Origin of the sequence: Geodermatophilus sp. TF02-6 (assembly GCF_003319115.1) — a bacterium.
Classification (GTDB): domain Bacteria; phylum Actinomycetota; class Actinomycetes; order Mycobacteriales; family Geodermatophilaceae; genus Geodermatophilus.
Genome location: NZ_QOHF01000005.1, coordinates 193,654 through 210,159, shown reverse-complemented (window position 1 = coordinate 210,159; position 16,506 = coordinate 193,654). Strand labels below are relative to the sequence as shown.

The 16,506-nt window shown below is 76.2% G+C and carries 13 protein-coding genes and 3 tRNA genes; 9 read left to right on the top strand and 7 right to left on the bottom strand.

Annotated features, from left to right (window positions below; all coding sequences use genetic code 11):
* Nucleotides 1-9 precede the first annotated feature (9 nt).
* Entirely contained in the window at nucleotides 10-1,185 is a 1,176-nt protein-coding gene (locus DQ238_RS07000; RefSeq protein WP_113780568.1) for a thiolase family protein, read from the bottom strand.
* A 339-nt stretch (nucleotides 1,186-1,524) separates the two neighbouring features.
* On the opposite strand from DQ238_RS07000, the gene DQ238_RS06995 reads away from it, so the two are divergent.
* Nucleotides 1,525-2,130: a TetR/AcrR family transcriptional regulator gene (locus tag DQ238_RS06995; protein ID WP_113780567.1), complete on the top strand. Its 606-nt coding sequence runs from the start codon at nucleotides 1,525-1,527 to the stop codon at nucleotides 2,128-2,130.
* 96 nt (nucleotides 2,131-2,226) lie between these two features.
* Here DQ238_RS06995 and DQ238_RS06990 read toward each other — a convergent pair whose 3' ends face one another.
* Nucleotides 2,227-2,880, bottom strand: coding sequence for a hypothetical protein (locus tag DQ238_RS06990; RefSeq protein ID WP_113780566.1), 654 nt, complete (start codon nucleotides 2,878-2,880; stop codon nucleotides 2,227-2,229).
* Between the two features lie 160 nt (nucleotides 2,881-3,040).
* Between DQ238_RS06990 and DQ238_RS06985 the strand changes: the two genes are divergently transcribed.
* From DQ238_RS06985 to DQ238_RS06965, 5 genes are all read left to right on the top strand, one after another.
* Nucleotides 3,041-3,113 (top strand) — tRNA-Glu (locus DQ238_RS06985).
* A 27-nt stretch (nucleotides 3,114-3,140) separates the two neighbouring features.
* A tRNA-Asp gene (locus DQ238_RS06980) sits at nucleotides 3,141-3,214 on the top strand.
* Between the two features lie 24 nt (nucleotides 3,215-3,238).
* A tRNA-Phe gene (locus tag DQ238_RS06975) sits at nucleotides 3,239-3,312 on the top strand.
* Nucleotides 3,313-3,401: 89 nt separating this feature from the next.
* Nucleotides 3,402-4,106, top strand: a complete 705-nt coding sequence (locus DQ238_RS06970) for a MerR family transcriptional regulator (protein ID WP_113780565.1) — start codon at nucleotides 3,402-3,404, stop codon at nucleotides 4,104-4,106.
* The gene (locus DQ238_RS06965) at nucleotides 4,103-4,585 is read left to right on the top strand and encodes a GNAT family N-acetyltransferase (protein WP_233495775.1); all 483 of its coding nucleotides are present in this window, start codon (nucleotides 4,103-4,105) and stop codon (nucleotides 4,583-4,585) included. The genes DQ238_RS06970 and DQ238_RS06965 overlap by 4 nt, the downstream gene beginning before the upstream one ends.
* 33 nt (nucleotides 4,586-4,618) lie before the next feature.
* Here DQ238_RS06965 and DQ238_RS06960 read toward each other — a convergent pair whose 3' ends face one another.
* Both DQ238_RS06960 and DQ238_RS06955 read right to left on the bottom strand, forming a co-directional pair.
* Nucleotides 4,619-6,310 carry an FAD-dependent oxidoreductase gene (locus DQ238_RS06960; RefSeq protein WP_113780564.1) on the bottom strand — a complete coding sequence of 564 codons (1,692 nt, stop codon included), beginning with the start codon at nucleotides 6,308-6,310 and terminating at the stop codon, nucleotides 4,619-4,621.
* A complete protein-coding gene (locus tag DQ238_RS06955) occupies nucleotides 6,303-7,187 on the bottom strand; it encodes a hypothetical protein (RefSeq protein ID WP_113780563.1) in 885 nt (294 codons plus the stop codon). The genes DQ238_RS06960 and DQ238_RS06955 overlap by 8 nt, the downstream gene beginning before the upstream one ends.
* Before the next feature lie 173 nt (nucleotides 7,188-7,360).
* On the opposite strand from DQ238_RS06955, the gene DQ238_RS06950 reads away from it, so the two are divergent.
* From DQ238_RS06950 to DQ238_RS06940, 3 genes are all read left to right on the top strand, one after another.
* Nucleotides 7,361-9,946, top strand: a complete 2,586-nt coding sequence (locus DQ238_RS06950; RefSeq protein ID WP_113780562.1) for a DUF4062 domain-containing protein — start codon at nucleotides 7,361-7,363, stop codon at nucleotides 9,944-9,946.
* A 292-nt stretch (nucleotides 9,947-10,238) separates the two neighbouring features.
* Nucleotides 10,239-10,433 (top strand): hypothetical protein, encoded by a 195-nt coding sequence (locus DQ238_RS06945; RefSeq protein ID WP_113780561.1) that lies wholly within the window; start codon nucleotides 10,239-10,241, stop codon nucleotides 10,431-10,433.
* Nucleotides 10,434-10,561: 128 nt separating this feature from the next.
* Complete coding sequence (locus DQ238_RS06940; protein ID WP_113780596.1) at nucleotides 10,562-12,607, top strand: transglycosylase domain-containing protein; 2,046 nt, start codon at nucleotides 10,562-10,564, stop codon at nucleotides 12,605-12,607.
* 2 nt (nucleotides 12,608-12,609) lie between these two features.
* On the opposite strand, the gene mftG is transcribed toward DQ238_RS06940, so the two are convergent.
* The 3 genes from mftG to DQ238_RS06925 are packed head-to-tail and all read right to left on the bottom strand — an operon-like array spanning nucleotide 12,610 to nucleotide 16,449.
* Nucleotides 12,610-14,205 (bottom strand): mycofactocin system GMC family oxidoreductase MftG, encoded by a 1,596-nt coding sequence (mftG, locus tag DQ238_RS06935; RefSeq protein ID WP_113780560.1) that lies wholly within the window; start codon nucleotides 14,203-14,205, stop codon nucleotides 12,610-12,612.
* Complete coding sequence (locus DQ238_RS06930) at nucleotides 14,198-15,583, bottom strand: class I adenylate-forming enzyme family protein (protein ID WP_113780559.1); 1,386 nt, start codon at nucleotides 15,581-15,583, stop codon at nucleotides 14,198-14,200. The genes mftG and DQ238_RS06930 overlap by 8 nt, the downstream gene beginning before the upstream one ends.
* Nucleotides 15,580-16,449: an MBL fold metallo-hydrolase gene (locus DQ238_RS06925; RefSeq protein WP_113780558.1), complete on the bottom strand. Its 870-nt coding sequence runs from the start codon at nucleotides 16,447-16,449 to the stop codon at nucleotides 15,580-15,582. Before DQ238_RS06925 ends, DQ238_RS06930 begins: the two co-directional genes overlap by 4 nt.
* Between the last annotated feature and the right edge of the window lie 57 nt (nucleotides 16,450-16,506).

Sequence of the window (16,506 nt, the reverse complement as noted above, 5' to 3'; positions counted from 1 at the left end):
GTCGAAGCCTCAGGCGATTCGCTCGACGATCGTGGCGTTGGCCATGCCGCCGCCCTCGCAGATGGTGAGCAGGCCGTACCGGGCCTCACGACGCTCGAGCTCGTTGACGAGCTGGGTGAGCAGGCGGGCGCCCGTGGAGCCCAGGGGGTGGCCGACGGCGATGGAACCGCCGTTGACGTTGAGCTGGTCCTCCGGGTAGCCGAACTCCTCGCGCCACAGCAGCGGGACGGGCGCGAAGGCCTCGTTGACCTCGACGAGGTCGATGTCGGCGACGCCGAGGCCGGCCTGGTCGAGAGCCTTCTGGCTCGCGGGCACGATGGCAGTGAACTGGAGGACGGGGTCGTCCGCGGCGACGGCCATGGAGACGATGCGGGCCCGGGGTCGCAGGCCGGCGGCCTCGGCCTTCGAGCGTTCGGCGACGAGCAGGGCACCCGCGCCGTCGCTCATCTGCGAGGCGTTGCCGGCGGTGATGGCGCCGTCCGCGGCGAAGACCGGCTGGAGTGCCGCGACCCGCTCGGGGTCGACGGTGGCGCGGATCCCCTCGTCCCTGGTCATGGGCGCGGTGCTGCCATCGGCGGCGGTGCCGTCGAGCGGCACGAACTGCGAGGCGAAGTACCCGGCGTCGGTCGCGGCCGCGGCTCGCCGGTGGCTCCGGATGCTGAAGGCGTCGAGCTGCTTGCGGGTGAAGCCCCACTTCTCGACGACGAGCTCGGCCGAGGGGCCCTGGGCGGGGAGGTTCCCGTCGAAACGGCCGAGCGCACGCTCGCCGTACCACTCACCACGCGGGCCGCCCGGGACGAAGAGCGGGCCGAGGTCGACGCGAGTCATCGACTCGACGCCGGCGCCGATCGCGAAGTCGTACTCCCCGGACTTGACCGCCTGCGCCGCGAAGTGGACCGCCTGCTGGCCCGAGCCGCACTGGCGGTCGAGGGTCGTCCCGGGCAGGCCGAAGGGCAGACCCGCTCCGAGCAGGGCGTTGCGGGCCACGTTGCCCGCCTGCTCGCCGCGCTGGAGGGCACAGCCGACGACGACGTCGGACAGCCGCTCCGGATCGATGCCGGTCCGCTCTACGAGGGTGGAGAGTGTCTGGGCGAGCAGGTCGACGGGGTGCCAGTCGCGCAGCTGGCCGCCCCGCTTGCCGACGGGCGTCCGGACGGCGTCGACGATGACTGCTTCTCGGGTCATGGTTCGCCTCCTTGCTCATGCTGCTGATGGTGGTGGGGCGAGCTCAGCTGTGAAGGGTCTCGCCAAGTCGGTGCTTGAGGATCTTTCCGGACGGGTTGCGCGGGATGGCTGCGAGAACCAGCTCACGAGGCAGCTTGAAGCTGGCGAGGCGCTCGCGGCCGAAGGTCCGCAGCTCCTCCGGAGCGAGTCGACGCGAGCGTCTAGCTCGGCGTTGGGATCTCTGGCACGAGGGCTCCTCGGGTGCGACGACGACCTGCTGTACAGTTGTACAGTAACCCGTATCATTGTGCAATACTCGGTGGGTAGCATCGGCCCGCGGTGGACCGAAGGGAGTACGGAATGGCGCAACCCGTGCCGACGGGGACCTCGGTCCGCGCAGAGGACCTCACGGCGAAGGCGCGCATCCGCAACGCCGCCCTCGACCTCTTCGCGGAGCGCGGCGAGGAGGCCACGTCCCTGCGGGCCATCGCGTCTGCCGCGGGGGTGACGGTGGGGCTGGTCGTCCACCACTACGGAACCAAGGAAGCGCTGCGGGAGGCCGTCGAGCTGGCCGTCGTCGAGCGCTTCTCCGATGCGATCGCCTCGGCTCCGCCCGAGGGCACGGCGAGCGAGGTCGTCGCTGCTCGGGATCGCGCGGTTGCCGAGATGCTCGAGTCGAGTCCTGCCGTCGTCGACTACCTGCGCCGCGCCATCCTCGATGGTCGCGGCCAGCGCCGCGACCTCGTGACCAAGCTGAGCGAGCTCACGGCCAACCAGGTTCGCGACCTGCGTCGCGCCGGTCTGGCCTCTACGAAGCACAGCCTCGGTGAGCAGGTCGTCACGACCATGGTCCGCCAGCTAGGACGGCTCTTCCTCCAACCTCTCGTCGACCGCATCGCTGACGAGTTCGACGAGAGCCTCGACGGCGCCAGGAGGCCCCAGCTCGTCGTCGGTGTTCGGCGCTGACCCGCGGATCGCACACGCCGGTCCACCCGACAACGCTCTTGGCCGTGTGCCGCTCTGCTCGCGGGCCCCACGACCTCGATGACTGTGCGAGCGGTCTCAGCCGAGGACGTCGACCACGACGCGGGTGGGGTCGTCGAGGGCGGAGACCCGGAAGGGCACCTGCGCCGTCGTCCCGATGAAGGCCACCGAGGTGCCCTCGAAGGTGGCGTCCCAGGCGACCTCGGTGACCACCCGGGTGCCGTTGCCGGGCAGCGGGTCGGGGCCGGTCCACTCCTCCACCCCGGTGTCGTACGGGTAGCCGACGCCGGTGAGCGTCACCTGGAGCACGGCCTCCCCCGCCACCTCGACGAGCTCGCCGCTGCCCTGGGAGCTGGCCCGGTCGACGTAGCGGACGTCCCAGCCGGGGGTCCCGACGCCCTCCACCTCGAGGACCACGCGGTCGAACCCGTCCTGCCGGCCGGTCCGGATCTCGGTGACGGTGACCCGCGCGTCCGCCGACGGCTCCTGGGTGTCCGGTTGCGTGTCCGCCGCGAACGGGGGCGTGCCGGAGGCCGCTCCCTCGCCGTCCTCGACGTCCGGAGTGCTGGCCGCGGGGGCGGTGGTCGCGGTCGCGCCGGAGCTCGGGGACGCGATCGTGCTCGTCGTCCCGGAGGACGACGAGGTGGTGCGGGTGTCGTCGCCGCAGCCGGTGAGCAGGGCGGCGGCGAGCAGGAGCGACGGACCGGTGACGGCGGCGGCACGGCGGGGCACCGGCCGAGGGTGTCAGCCGCAACGCCACCGAGCCGGGAGCCGGGGCCGTGTCGCGCCGGCCGAGACCCCGTGCGAGGCGGATCACCCGGCCGATCCGGCACCCCGTGTCCGAGGCGCTCGACGGAGCATGTATCGTTCTCCGTGCCTCCGGCGGACACGAGCCCCCATCGTCTAGCGGTCCAGGACGCCGCCCTTTCAAGGCGGTAGCACGGGTTCGAACCCCGTTGGGGGCACAGCACCACCAGCAGCAGCAGCAGCAAGGCCCTGTAGCGCAGTTGGTTAGCGCGCCGCCCTGTCACGGCGGAGGTCGCGGGTTCGAGTCCCGTCAGGGTCGCTCTCCGGTGTCGCACACCGGGAGGGGCAGGTAGCTCAGTCGGTACGAGCGCTCGCCTGAAAAGCGAGAGGTCGGCGGTTCGACCCCGCCCCTGCCCACCCACCCCGCTCTGCCGTGGCCGGTCACCGCCTCTTGCGGGTTGACCTTCGAGTGGGGTCGAGGGTCTAGCGTCGCGCCCGTGGACGGGATGCGGATCTCCGAGCTGGCCGCACGCAGCGGTGTGCCGGCCACCACCCTGCGCTTCTACGAGCAGGAGGGGCTGCTCCCCGCCGACCGGAGCCCCGCGGGTCACCGGGTCTACGGTCGCCCGGCCGTCGAGCGCCTGGGGTTCATCGGGGCGGCGAAGTCCCTCGGCCTGCCGCTGGCCCAGGTCCGGGATCTGCTGTCGGTGTGGGAGAGCGGCCCCTGCCGCGACGTCCGCGCCGAGCTGCGCCCCCGGCTGGCGGCACGCCTCGAGCAGGTCCACGGTCGCCGTCGGGAGCTCCTCGACGCCGAGCGTCGCCTGCAGACGGCGGTCGAGCGGCTGGAGCGCCTCCCCGAGCGGGACGAGCGCTGCGACGCCGACTGCTCCGCCCTCGTCGCCCAGACCGAGCAGCAGCCGCAGATCGCGTGCTCGTTGACCGGGGCGGCCCAGGACGCCCGCCGCGACGCCTGGCGCGACCTGCTGCGCGACGCACCCCACCACCCGGTGGAGGGAGGGCAGGCCGCCGACCTGCCCCTGCAGGACGCCGAGGCGGTGATGGCGCTGGTCCGCGAGGAGCAGCGGTGCTGCCCGTTCCTCGCCTTCACGCTGCGGCTCGACCGTCGGGGTCTGCGGCTGGAGGTCACCGCCCCTGCGGAGGGCGCAGAGCTGGTCGACCAGCTCTTCTCCCCGGGCACACTCGCCCGGTGACCTCTCTGCCCGCCACGCTCACCGTGGGTTCCACCACCGTCGAGCTGCGCCGGTCCACGGCCGACGACGTCCCCGCCCTGGTGGCCCTGCTGACCGACGACGTGCTCGGCCGGGACCGCGAGGGCGCGGACCCGGCGCCCTACCGGCGGGCCTTCGCCGCCGTGGACGCCGACCCCGCCCAGCTGCTGCTCACCGTCACCCGCGGTGCGCAGGTCGTCGGCACGATGCAGCTGACCGAGATCCCGGGCCTGTCCTCCCGCGGGGCGACCCGGCTGCAGGTCGAGGCCGTGCGCATCCACCGGGACCTGCGCGGGACCGGGATCGGTACCGCGGTGTTCGGGTGGGTGGTCGACGAGGCCCGGCGGCGCGGCTGCGCCCTCGTGCAGCTGACCACCGACACGCGCCGCACGGACGCCCACCGCTTCTACGAGCGGCTCGGCTTCGTCGCCTCCCACGTGGGGTTCAAGCTGCAGCTCTAGGACACGCGGTCGGCGGCGACCCGCGTGGACGGGTCAGGTGGCGGCCGCCCGCAGGGCCGCGAGGTGGGCGTGCACGTGGGTGATCGCCAGCGCCCCCTCCCCCACCGCGGAGGCCACCCGCTTCACCGACCCCGCACGCACGTCCCCGGCGGCGAAGACGCCGGGCGTGCTGGTCTCCAGCAGCGCGGGCGGGCGCGCCAGCGGCCAGCCCGGGTCCACGCCGTCCTGCTGGAGCGCCGTCCCGGTGAGCACGAAACCCCACCGGTCGAGGGCGAGCGAGCCCTTGAGCCAGTCGGTGCGCGGCTCGCTGCCGATCAGCAGGAACAGCACCCCCTCCTCCCGCGTGTCGACGCCGGTGTCGACATCGCGCAGCACGAAGGACTCCAGGAAGTCGGTGCCGCTGCCGCCGACCACCTGGACCCGCGTGCGGATGTCCACGTTGGGCAGCGCCTCGAGCTCGCGGACCAGGTAGTCCGACATGGTCTCGGCCAGCCCGGGCCGGCGGACCAGCACGGAGACCCGGTCGGCGTAGCGGGCCAGGTGCACCGCGGCCTGGCCGGCGGAGTTGCCGCCGCCGACCACGTGCACGTGCCGGCCGTGCATGGCCGGCGCCTCGGTGACCGCGGCCCCGTAGAAGACGCCGCGCCCGGTCAGCGCCTCCAGCTCCGGGACGCCGATCCGCCGCCAGCTCGCGCCGAGGGACAGGATGACCGTCCGCCCGCACACCGTGGTGCCGTCGCTGAGCGCGATGCGGTGCAGCCCGTCCGCGCTGTCCAGGCCCTGGGCGTAGCGCATGAAGTGGAACGTGGTGCCGAACGCCCAGGCCTGCTGGTAGGAGCTGAAGGCCAGCCGGTTGCCGCTGATGCCGGTCGGGAAGCCCGGGTAGTTGCGGATCAGCGAGCTGCTGCCCGCCTGTCCGCCGGCCGCGTCGGCCTCGAGCGTCAGCGTGGACAGCCCCTCGGAGGCGGCGTACACGCTGGCGCCCAGCCCGGCCGGTCCGGCGCCGACCACGACCACGTCGTACACCGCTGCGGGGTCCAGCCGTTCGAAGAGCCCGAAGGCCTCGGCCAGCTCCAGGTCGGTGGGGTCCTGCAGCACGGTGCGCTCCGGGTGGAAGCGCAGCACCACGACCGGCAGGCGGGGGGAGGGTGCGTCCAGGCCCGCGAGCACCGCCCGGCCCTCGGGGCTGCCCGCCTCGTAGAAGCCCGTCGGGATCCGGTTGCGGTTGAGCTGGTCGCGCAGGTGCTGTGACCGGGGCGCCCAGCGGTCCCCGACGATGCGGACCGCCTCGAAGCCGCCGCCCTGGCGGGTCGACCACTCCTCGAGCACCTCGGTGAACAGCCGGTGGAACTCCTCGTCCCCCGGCTCCTCCGGCGCGATCAGCCAGCGGTCGAGCTGGCCGATGGTGAGGGCCTCGAAGATCGGCCGCGCGGTGTCCCAGGCCCCCCACCGGACCAGCGCGACCGCCATCGCCCCGGGGGAGGCGCCGTGCAGCTCGCGCAGGGTGGCCAGCCCGTCGGGGTCGTCCTGCCCCAGCCCGCCCAGCAGGACGGCGACCGGCGGGTCCCCCTGCGCGGCCAGCCCCGCGGCCACCTCCGCCGGGGCGGCGCGGGAGAGGACGGCGTAGTCGGCCCCGTACCGGCGTTCGAGCTCCCGGGTCACCGCCGTCCGGACGGCGTCGTCGCGGGTGACCACGACCAGCGCCGCCCGGGCGCCCTCAGCCATGCCGGGACCTGCCCGGGGCGGGGGCCAGCCGCCAGCCGGCTGCTCCGGTGCCGATGACGGCGACCACCACGGCGGTGAACACCCAGGCCGCCGGGTCGCCCCACGCCACCGTGCCCGGGAAGCGCAGCACGGACACCGCGACCAGCACGCCGAAGACGGTGTAGGCGATCGCCGCGGTCCGCAGCCGCTCCAGGTCCCCGGTACCCGCCGCCAGCGCCGTCGCCACGCCGAAGGCGACCAGCCAGGCCGCCACGACCCGGGCGGTGAGCGGGGTGAGCGTCCACGGCCACAGGGTGGTCGCCGTCGCCGGCGCGACGAACAGCGCCGCCCCGACGACGGTCAGCACCGCCGACTCCGCGGCCAGCAGGCCGCGCAGCACCCGGGGCACCGGGTGCCGGGCCGGCGGGTCGACGCCGGGCGCCCGCTCCTGCGGCAGCAGCAGCGCCAGCATCCCCACCGGGACGACGACGTAGACGGCGAACCAGAACCAGGCGGCGGCCCGGGCCAGCGCCGGCCGGTCGGCGAACTCCGCGGCGAAGTGGAACCGGTCCAGGTGCAGCAGCGTCGCGGCCAGGGTGATGACGACGAAGACCAGGATGGTCAGCAGCGGCACCCGGGTGCGCGCCCACACCCCGTCGCGCAGGGAGAGCACGACGAGCACGAACCCGGCCGCGTAGCCGGCGCCCATGAACGCCGCGGTGAGCGGCGGGGCGATGGTCCAGGCGAAGCTCCGGTCGGTCTGCCCGGCCAGGACGAACAGGGTGACCACCGCGATCGCGGTGAGCAGGGCGAAGGCGCCCAGCAGGACGCGCATCGCGGGGAGCAGGCGCCGGGCGTCCACGGCCGGCGCCGGGGCGTGCGTGGCTGAGGCGTCCACGACAGACCTCCGGTGCGCCTCGGTCCCCCGTGCTCGGTGGTTGGGACGAGAGGAATCGAACCACCGGTGCCGGAGGGCTGTCACGGGTTTTCGGCGGCACCGCGACGTCCCTAGACTCCCCGGCAGCCGACAGCCGGAGAGCGCCACGGTGGGCACCCGGCGGGGAGGTGTCCGTGGCCGGACCTCGACCGGCGACCGACGGCGTCCCGCCGCCCATCCCGACCCCCGACCAGCGGCTGCGGGTCTTCGTCTCCTCGACCATGGAGGAGCTGGCCGCCGAGCGGCGGGCCGTCCGCGGGGCGGTGACCCGCATGCGGCTGACCCCGGTGCTGTTCGAGCTCGGCGCCCGCGCGCACCCGCCGCGCGACCTCTACCGCGCCTACCTGGCCCAGAGCGACGTGTTCGTCGGCGTCTACGGCGAGCGCTACGGCTGGGTGGGCCCGGGGATGGCGGTCTCCGGGCTCGAGGACGAGTACGACCTGTCGGCGGGCAAGCCGCGGCTGCTGTACGTGCGCCGCAGCGCACCCGGGCGGGACGCGCGGCTGACCGACCTGATCGCCCGGATCCAGGCCGAGAGCGGGGCCTCCACCACGCCGTTCGACGACCCCGCCCAGCTGGGCGAACTGGTGGCCGACGACCTCGCGGTGCTGCTCAGCGAGCGCTTCGCCGACCCCGCCCCGCCACGACCCGGCCTGTCCGCCGGCTGGCTGCCCACCCCCGCCACGCCCCTGGTCGACCGGCAGGCCGAGCGGGCGCAGGTCACCGGCCTGCTCAGCGACCCCGCGGTGCGGCTGGTGACGCTGACCGGTCCGGGCGGCACCGGCAAGACCCGGCTGGCGCTGGCCGCCGCCGAGCGGCTGGTCGGCGAGCGGGACGCCGTCTGGTGGATCGACCTGGCCCCGCTGCGCGACCCCGGCGAGGTGCCGGTCGCGGTCGCCGCCGCGCTCGGGGTCACCGCCGAGGGCCGCCGTCCGCTGCTGGACCTGGTCGCCGAGCGGCTGGCCGGGCTGCGCGCCCTGCTGGTGGTCGACAACGCCGAGCAGGTGGTGGACGCCGCGCCGCTGGCTCCCCCGCTGCTGGCCCGCTGCCCGCACACCCAGCTGCTGGTCACCAGCCGGACGGTGCTGGGGCTGCACGGCGAGTACGACGTGCCGCTGGGCCCGCTCGGCCTCCCGGACGCCGGCGAGACCCGCCTCGACCGCATCCGGACCGCGCCCGCCGTCGAGCTGTTCGCCGCCCGGGCGCAGCGGGCGGACCCGTCGTTCGCGGTCACCGACGCGAACGCGGTCGCGGTCGCCGAGGTGGTCCGGCGGCTCGACGGCCTGCCGCTGGCGGTGGAGCTGGCCGCCGCGCGGGTGCGGACGCTGCCGCCCGCGGTGCTCCTGCGCCGGCTCGGGCGGGCGCTGGACCTGCGCGGCGCCGACGTCGACACCCCCGACCGGCAGCGCACGCTGCGCGACACCATCGCCTGGAGCCACGACCTGCTCGGCGAGCCCGAGCGGCGGCTGCTGGCCCGGCTGTCGGTGTGCGCCGGCGGCTGGACGCTGGAGACCGCCGAGGCGGTCGGCGCCGTCGACGACGACCTCGACGTGCTCGACACCCTCTCCTCCCTGGTCGCGCACAGCCTGGTCACCTCCGGCGACGGCGGCGCCGGCGAGCCGCGGTTCCGGATGCTCGAGCTGGTCCGCGCGTTCGCCGCCGAGCGGCTGCGCGAGCGCGGCGAGGAGGAGGCCACCCGGCAGCGGCTGGCCGAGCACCTGGCCGGGGTGGCTGCCGCGGCCGGCGCCGGGCTGTCCGGGCCGGAGCGCCGGCTGTGGCTGACCCGGCTGGAAGCGGAGGCCGCCGACCTGCAGGCGGCGCTGGGCTGGGCGGTGGCCGCCGACCGCGCCGAGCTCGCCGTCCGGCTGACCGCCCCGATCTCCCGCTGGCTGTGGGCCCGGGGGCTGCTGCCGGACCTGGCCGAGCTCGCCGAGCGGACGGCGCGGCTGCCCTCGGCGGCCCGGCTGCCCCCCGACCTGGCCGGCCAGCTGCTGTGGGCGCGGGCGGCCAGCCGGGTGGCCCTGGGCCGCGTGGCCGAGGCCGTGCCGCTGCTCGAGCAGCTGGTCGCCGACGCCCGCGCCCGCGACGACAGCTGGCTGCTCGGCCACGGGCTCAACGGCCTGGCGATGACGCTGCCCCCGGGCGACCCGCAGCTCGCCCCGACCCTCGACGCGGCCGTGGCGGCCCTGCACGCCAGCGGCGACACCTGGTCGGTCGCCTTCGCCGAGCTGTTCCGCGGCGCGGTGGCGGTCCTGGCCGGCGAGGTGGCAGAGGCCACCCGCATCCACCGCGAGGCCCTCGACCTGGCCCGCGGGCTCGACGACGACCAGCTCGCTGCCACGCTCGGCGACCAGCTGGGGCTCGACGCCCTGCTCGTCGGCGACCTGCCCGAGGCGACCGCCCGGCTCACCGAGGCCGGCGTCCTGCACCGGCGGGTCCACGACCTGGAGGGGCTGGCCTACTGCCTGGACGGGCTGGCCGGCCTGTGCCTGGCCCGGGGCGAGCCGGTCCGGGCGGCGCGGCTGTCCGGTGCCGCCGAGGCCGCCCGGACCGAGCTGCGGGTGGCCGTCTGGCCGCCGCTGCGCCCCCTGGCCCAGCAGTTGTGCGACGCGATCCGGGCGGCGCTGGGCTCCGAGGAGGACCGTCGGCAGCGGGCGGCCGGCGCCGCGGCCGGCCCCTGGGCGGTGCTGGACGAGGCGCTGGCCGCCCTCGGCCCGTAGCCGGCCGCGGCCCTCGGCCCGGGACGACCCGCGCGCCGCGCGGCGGCGCGGGCCGGCTCGCCGAACCGGGCCAGCGCACCCAGCGGAACGGCGACGGCGCGTCCCGCCGTCCGGGGCAGGTCGGGCACGGGCGTCCTCCGATCGACGTCGTCGGCGCTCCCGCACCCCGCCCGTGACGCGTGTGACGCCTGGGACGCCTGGGGTGCGGCCTGGCAGGAGCTGTGCACGGGGGCGCTCCCGTCGGTGCACATCGACCGGTGACACGGACCGGTCCGGTGCCTACGTTCGGTGCATGCTCCTGACGCTCTTGGTGATCGGCGGTGTCCTCGTCGGGCTCGTCGCCCTGCTCGCCCTCATCGTCGCCCTGAGCTCCCGCCCGACCACCCGCCGCGGCGCCGGGTGGGTGGCCGACACCGGCCGGCGCCACCCCGACGCCTGGTCCGAGCCGACGCACACCCCCACCTCGGAGCTGCCGACGACCCGGTGAGCGGGCAGCGCGCCGCCGGGACGCTCCGGTCCCCGTGACCGATCGACTGGTCCCCGTCGTCGCCGTGGGTGATGATCCGGACGGCACCGACCCGCTCACCCGGAGCGGTCCGGCGCGGCGAGGTCGACATGGCACGGAGGGCTCGCGGACGCAGTCGCGACCCGCGGTGGCGCGCCGTCGGGTTGCTGGCCCTGGTCCTCCCGCTGACCGGCGCGCTGCTCGCCGCGCTGCTGACCCCCTGGGTCGTCGGACCCAGCCTGGCCGCCAGCACCACGGCCTCGCTGCTCGCCCCGCTGCCGGTCGAGCTGACCGACGCCACCCCGCCGGGCAACACCGCCGTCCTCGCCACCGACGGGTCGGTGATCACCTACTTCTACCGGCACGACCGGACGCCGGTGCGGGCCGACCAGATGGCCGACGTGGTGCGGCAGGCGCTGGTCGACATCGAGGACGAGCGGTTCTACGAGCACAACGGCCTCGACGTCCAGGGCACGCTGCGGGCGCTGGTGCGCAACCTCGCCTCCGGCGGCGTCCAGGAGGGCGGGTCGACGATCACCCAGCAGTTGGTCAAGCAGACCCTGCTGCAGAGCGCTCCCACCCCCGAGGAGCGGCAGGCGGCCACCGAGCAGAGCCTGACCCGCAAGCTGCGGGAGGCGCGGCTGGCCCTCGCCCTGGAGCGGGAGCACTCCAAGGAGGAGATCCTCACCCGCTACCTCAACCTCGTGTACTTCGGCGAGGGCGCCTACGGCGTCCAGACCGCCGCGCAGACCTACTTCGGCGTCGACGCCGGCGACCTCACCCTCCCACAGGCGGCCGTGCTGGCCGGCCTGGTGCAGACCCCGACCGCCGACGACCCGCTGGTCGACCCCGAGCGCGCCCGGCAGCGGCGCGACGTGGTGCTGCGGCGGATGCACGCCCACGGGCACGTCACCGATCGGCAGCTCGCCGAGGCCACCGCCGAGCCGGTGCGGACCGATCCGGCGCCGGCGCCGCCCAACGGCTGCGTCGGCGCCGGCCTGGCCGGCTTCTTCTGCGACTTCCTGCAGCGCTACCTCACCGACACCCTCGGCATCAGCCGGGAGCGGCTCGAGCAGGGCGGGCTGACCGTCCGGACGACGATGCGCGCGGACCTGCAGCGCTCCGCCGAGGCCGCGGTGCAGGCCAGCCTGCCCCTGGGCGACCCGCTGGCCGCGATGTTCACCGCCGTCGAGCCCGGCACCGGCAACCTGCTGGCGATGGCCGTCAACCGGCGCTACGGCTTCGACGCCGCCGACCCCGCCCAGGAGTCGGTCAACCTCAACGTGGCCGCCAGCCAGGGCGCCGGCTCCACCTACAAGGTCTTCGTCGCCGCCGCGGCGCTGGAACGCGGGATCCCGCCCTGGCACGTCATCACCACCAGCGAGCCCTACGTCTCCCGGGTGTACCGGAACGGCACCGCGCCCTACGTGGTCGACAACGTCGGGGAGAGCTACCCGCCGACCCTCACCATGCAGGAGGCGCTGGTCCGCTCCTCCAACACCTACTTCGTGGCCCTCGAGGACGAGCTGGGCAGCGTGGAGGGCCCGGTCCGGATGGCGCAGCGGATGGGGCTGACCTCCCTCGACCCGGTGGCCGACCAGGTCGTCGCGCAGAACCGCGGCTCGTTCACCCTCGGCCCGGAGGCGACCAGCCCGCTGGCGCTGGCCAGCGCCTACTCGACGCTGGGGGCGAACGGCACCCGCTGCGCGCCGGTCCCGGTGGTCGAGGTGCTCGACCGCCACGGGCGGCCGCTGACCCGCGCCGACGGCGGCCCGCTGGGCAACGGCGCGTCCTGCCAGCCGGACGCCGTCCCGCCGCAGGTGGCCACGACGCTCAACCAGATCCTCGTCGGCGACACCGCGCTGCCCATCGGCACCGGCACCCGCGCGGCCGTCCCCGGCCACCAGATCGCCGGCAAGACCGGCACCAGCCAGGACCGGTTCTCGGTGGCCTTCGTCGGCTACACCCCGCGCTACGCGGCCAGCGTCATGGTGCTCAACCCCAAGCGGAACCAGGACGTCGGCGGCTTCGGCGGCGGCCGCGGCGCGCAGATCTGGCACGACGCGATGCTGCCGGTCCTCTCCGCCGAGGCCCCCACCCCGTTCCCACCCCCGGGGATCCCGCTCGGCCCGGCCCCGCAGGTCCCGCCGTCCTGAGGTCAGCAGCCGGTCATCAGCTCGGCGGCCCGCTCGCCGACCGCCACCGCGGTCGCCGCCGGCCCGCGGGAGGGGACGGTGGGCAGGACCGAGGTGTCCACGACCCGCAACCCCGGGACGCCGCGGACCCGCAGGTGCTGGTCGACCACGGCACCCGGGTCGCCGTCCGGGCCCATCCGGGCGGTGCCGGCCAGGTGCACCGCCGTGGCCAGGTGGCGGCGGACCCACCGGTCCAGCTCCCGGTCGGAGGCCAGGACGTCGTCGGGCAGGCCGGTCCGCTCGGCGACCAGCGGCGCCACGGACGGCGTCCGCAGCAGCTCGGCCGCCAGCCGCACCCCCTCCCGCATCCGCCGCCGGTCGGACTCCGCGGTGAGGTAGCGGTACTCGATCCGCGGCTGCACGGACGGGTCGGTGCTCACCAGCCGCAGCCGACCCCGGCTGTCCTCCCGCTGCAGGGCGACGCCGAGGAACAGGTCGTCCCGGCGCCGGGCGGTGTCGAGCAGCCGGTGCAGCGAGGCACCCCGCAGCGCCCGCAGCGTGGCGCCGGGCCGGCGCAGCGCGCCGGCGACCCCCGCGGCGGTGCGGGCCACCATCACCCGGCTGAACGGCTTGAGCCAGGGCAGCACCTCGAGGTCGTCCGGGGTGTTCAGGACGCTGTGCAGCGGCAGCGCGTCCCGCGGCACGGACAGCCGGCGGGCCGGCCGCCAGGTGACGTAGACGTCGGGGTGGTCGGTGGCGTCGGCCCCCACGCCCGGGACGTCGGCGACCACGTCGACGCCGAGCGCCCGCAGGTCGTCGGCCGGGCCGATGCCGGAGAGCAGCAGCAGCTGCGGCGAGCCGACCGCGCCGGCGGCCAGGACGACCTCGGCGGCGCGGACGACGCCGTCCGCGGTCTGCACACCCACCGCGCGGCCGGACTCGACCACCACCCGGCGCACGTGCGCTCCTCCGCGGACGGTCAGCCGGGAGCAGCCGCGCCGCGGGGAGAGGTAGGCCATGGCGGTGTTGACCCGGACCCCGCCGGCCACGTTGAACGGGACCGGCCCCCAGCCGGGCGGCGCGTCGCCGTTCTTGTCCGGCTCGGCGGGGAAGCCCAGCTCCTCGGTGGCCGCGCCGAGGGCGTCGACCAGCGGGGAGCCGCCCCGGGGACGCCGCACCGGCACCGGGCCGTCCGCGCCGTGGCCCGGCCGGTCGCCGTACTCCCGGTCGGCCTCCAGCCGGACCAGGGCCGGCAGCACCGCGTCGTACGACCACAGGTCGTTGCCGGCGGCGGCCCAGCCGTCGAAGTCGGCCCGGGTGCCGCGGATGAAGTAGCCGCCGTTGAGCGCGCTCGACCCGCCGACCACCCGGCCGCGCGGCACCGGGAAGGTCACCTCCTCGGTGAGCACCCCGGTCAGGTCCCAGTTCGCCGGGTGACCGGGTACCGCGGCCCCCATCCGGGCGGCGTCCCGCAGGACCTCGGGGAAGTCCGCGGGCCGGGCGTGGTCGGCGCCGGCCTCGAGCAGCAGCACCCGGCGCCCGGCGTCGGCCAGCCGCGCGGCCAGCGGGGCGCCCGACGTCCCCGCGCCGACGACGACGACGTCCCACTCCTCAGCCACGGAGCAGCCCGAGCGTCTCCGGGAGGTCCAGCCGGCGCACCTTGCCCGTCGAGGTGCGGGGCAGCTCCCCGACCGGGTGCAGGCTCTTGGGCCGCTTGGCCGGGGAGAGCCGCTCCCGGGCCCAGGCGGCCAGCTCCGCGGGGTCGGCGTCACCGACGTAGGCGGCCACCACCCGCTGCCCCCACTGCTCGTCGGGCACGCCGACGACGGCGCTCTCCACCACCGCCGGGTGCGCGTCGAGCACCGCCTCCACCTCGGCCGGGTAGACGTTCACCCCGCCGGAGATCACCAGGTCCTCGCGGCGGCCGTCCAGCCACACCGTGCCGTCGGCGTCCACCCGGCCCAGGTCGCCCACGGTGACCAGGTCGCCGCGCCAGGCCGCCCGCGTCTTCTCCGGCGCGCGCCAGTACTCGAACCGGGCCCAGCGCGGGACGGCGCACCACAGCTGGCCGCGCTCGTCGGTCTCCAGCCGGCGCCCGGGCCGGGCCCGCCCGACGCTGCCCGGGTGGGCTCGCCAGTCGTCGGGCGAGCAGACGGTGAACTGCGCCTCGGTGGATCCGTAGAACTCCCACACGCTGCCCTCCGGCAGGGCGGCCAGCACCGCCCGCTTGAGCGGCTCCGGGCAGGGCGCCCCCGCGTGCACCAGCCGGTGGAACGAGGACCAGTCGACTCTGCCCGAGGGGCCACCCGAGGGGCCTTCGTGGCCACTTCGGCCGTCCTCGGTGGGGCCTTCGTGGCCACTTCGGCCGCCGTAGGCGAGCAGCCGCTGCAGGTGGGTGGGCACGCAGAACGTCGTCGTGGGCCGCAGCGTGCCGATCGCCGCCGCGGCGCGGGCGGCGTCGAACGGGCCGGGCAGCAGCACCTCCCCGCCGGCCAGCAGGGTGTGCACGGCGAAGCGCAGCGGCGCGGAGTGGTGCAGCGGGGAGAGCACCAGGTGCCGGTCGCCGGGGTCGAAGCCCCACAGCTCGATCTCCTCGGCGGCCAGCGCCCGGGCGTCGTCCTCGGCGAGCACGCCGGACCACACCCCCTTGCGGCGCCCGGTCGTCCCGGAGGTGTAGTGCATCGGCCGGCCCAGCGGGACGTCGGCCAGCTCGGCCTGGGCGCTGCCGGCGAGCAGCCGGGCCGGGTCGGCGCCGACGTCGAGGGCGGGGTCGGCGTCCTCGGCCAGCGCGGCCCGCTCGGCGGCGGGCAGGGCGGGGTCGAGGACGACCGGGACGACGCCGGTGCGCAGCGCGCCCAGGACGACGGCCAGCAGCGCCGGCGAGGAGGCGGCCGAGACCAGCAGCCGGTCGCCGGGTCGCAGCCCCGCGGCCCGCAGCGCGGCCGCGGCGCGCCGCTGGTCGCGCGCGCTCTCGGCGGCCCGGACGACCTCGCTCATGCCCGCCGCACCCGCCCGTCCAGGTCGCCGTCGACGGCCCCCTCGGCGAGCAGCTTGGCCAGCGTCGCCCGGGTCGACTGCGCGGCGGCCCACCACACCTCGCGCGGCACCTCGGCGTAGACGACGGCCACCAGCTCGTCGACCGTGGCCGCGCCCTCGCGCAGCGCCGCCAGCAGCTGCTCCTCCCGCATCGCGCGGTGGGCGAGGTAGAAGTCGAGGACGGCGCCCGGGTCCTCGGTCAGCTCCGGGCCGTGGCCGCAGTACAGCGCGCTGGGGCCCAGGTCGTGCACCCGCCGCAGCGACTCCAGGTAGGCCAGGACGTCGCCCTCCGGGGAGGTCACCACCGAGGTGCCGCGGCCGAGCACGTGGTCGCCGACCAGGACCGCGCCGGACTCCAGCCGGAAGGCCAGGTGGTCGGCGGTGTGCCCGGGCGTGGGGACGACGTCGACCGCCGTCCCGGCCAGGTGCAGCCGCTCCCCCGGCTCGAGCACCCGGCCACCCGGTCCGGCGACCCGGGCGTCGGCGGCGGCCACCGTGGCGCCGAACCGCGCTCCCCACGGCAGCGCGGCCTCGGCGTGGTCGCCGTGGTGGTGGGTGACCAGGACGGCGACGCAGCGGGCGTCCCGCCCGGCCAGCGCCGCCTCGACCGCGGCCAGGTGCGCCGGGTCGTCGGGGCCGGGGTCGACCAGGACCGCCTGGCCGCCGCCGGGGGCGCCGACGACGTAGGTGTTGGTGCCGTCGAGGGTCATCGGCGAGGGGTTGGGGGCGAGCACGCGGGTGACCAGCGGTTCCAGCGCCGCCGTCCGCGGCATCGCCCCGGGGGCCGGGAGGTCCCAGGTGGTGCGCGGGTCGACCGGGGTGCTCACGCCCGGCACGGTAGTTGACGGACCCCTGCCCCCCACGGCTCGCACGCTCGCGGCCCC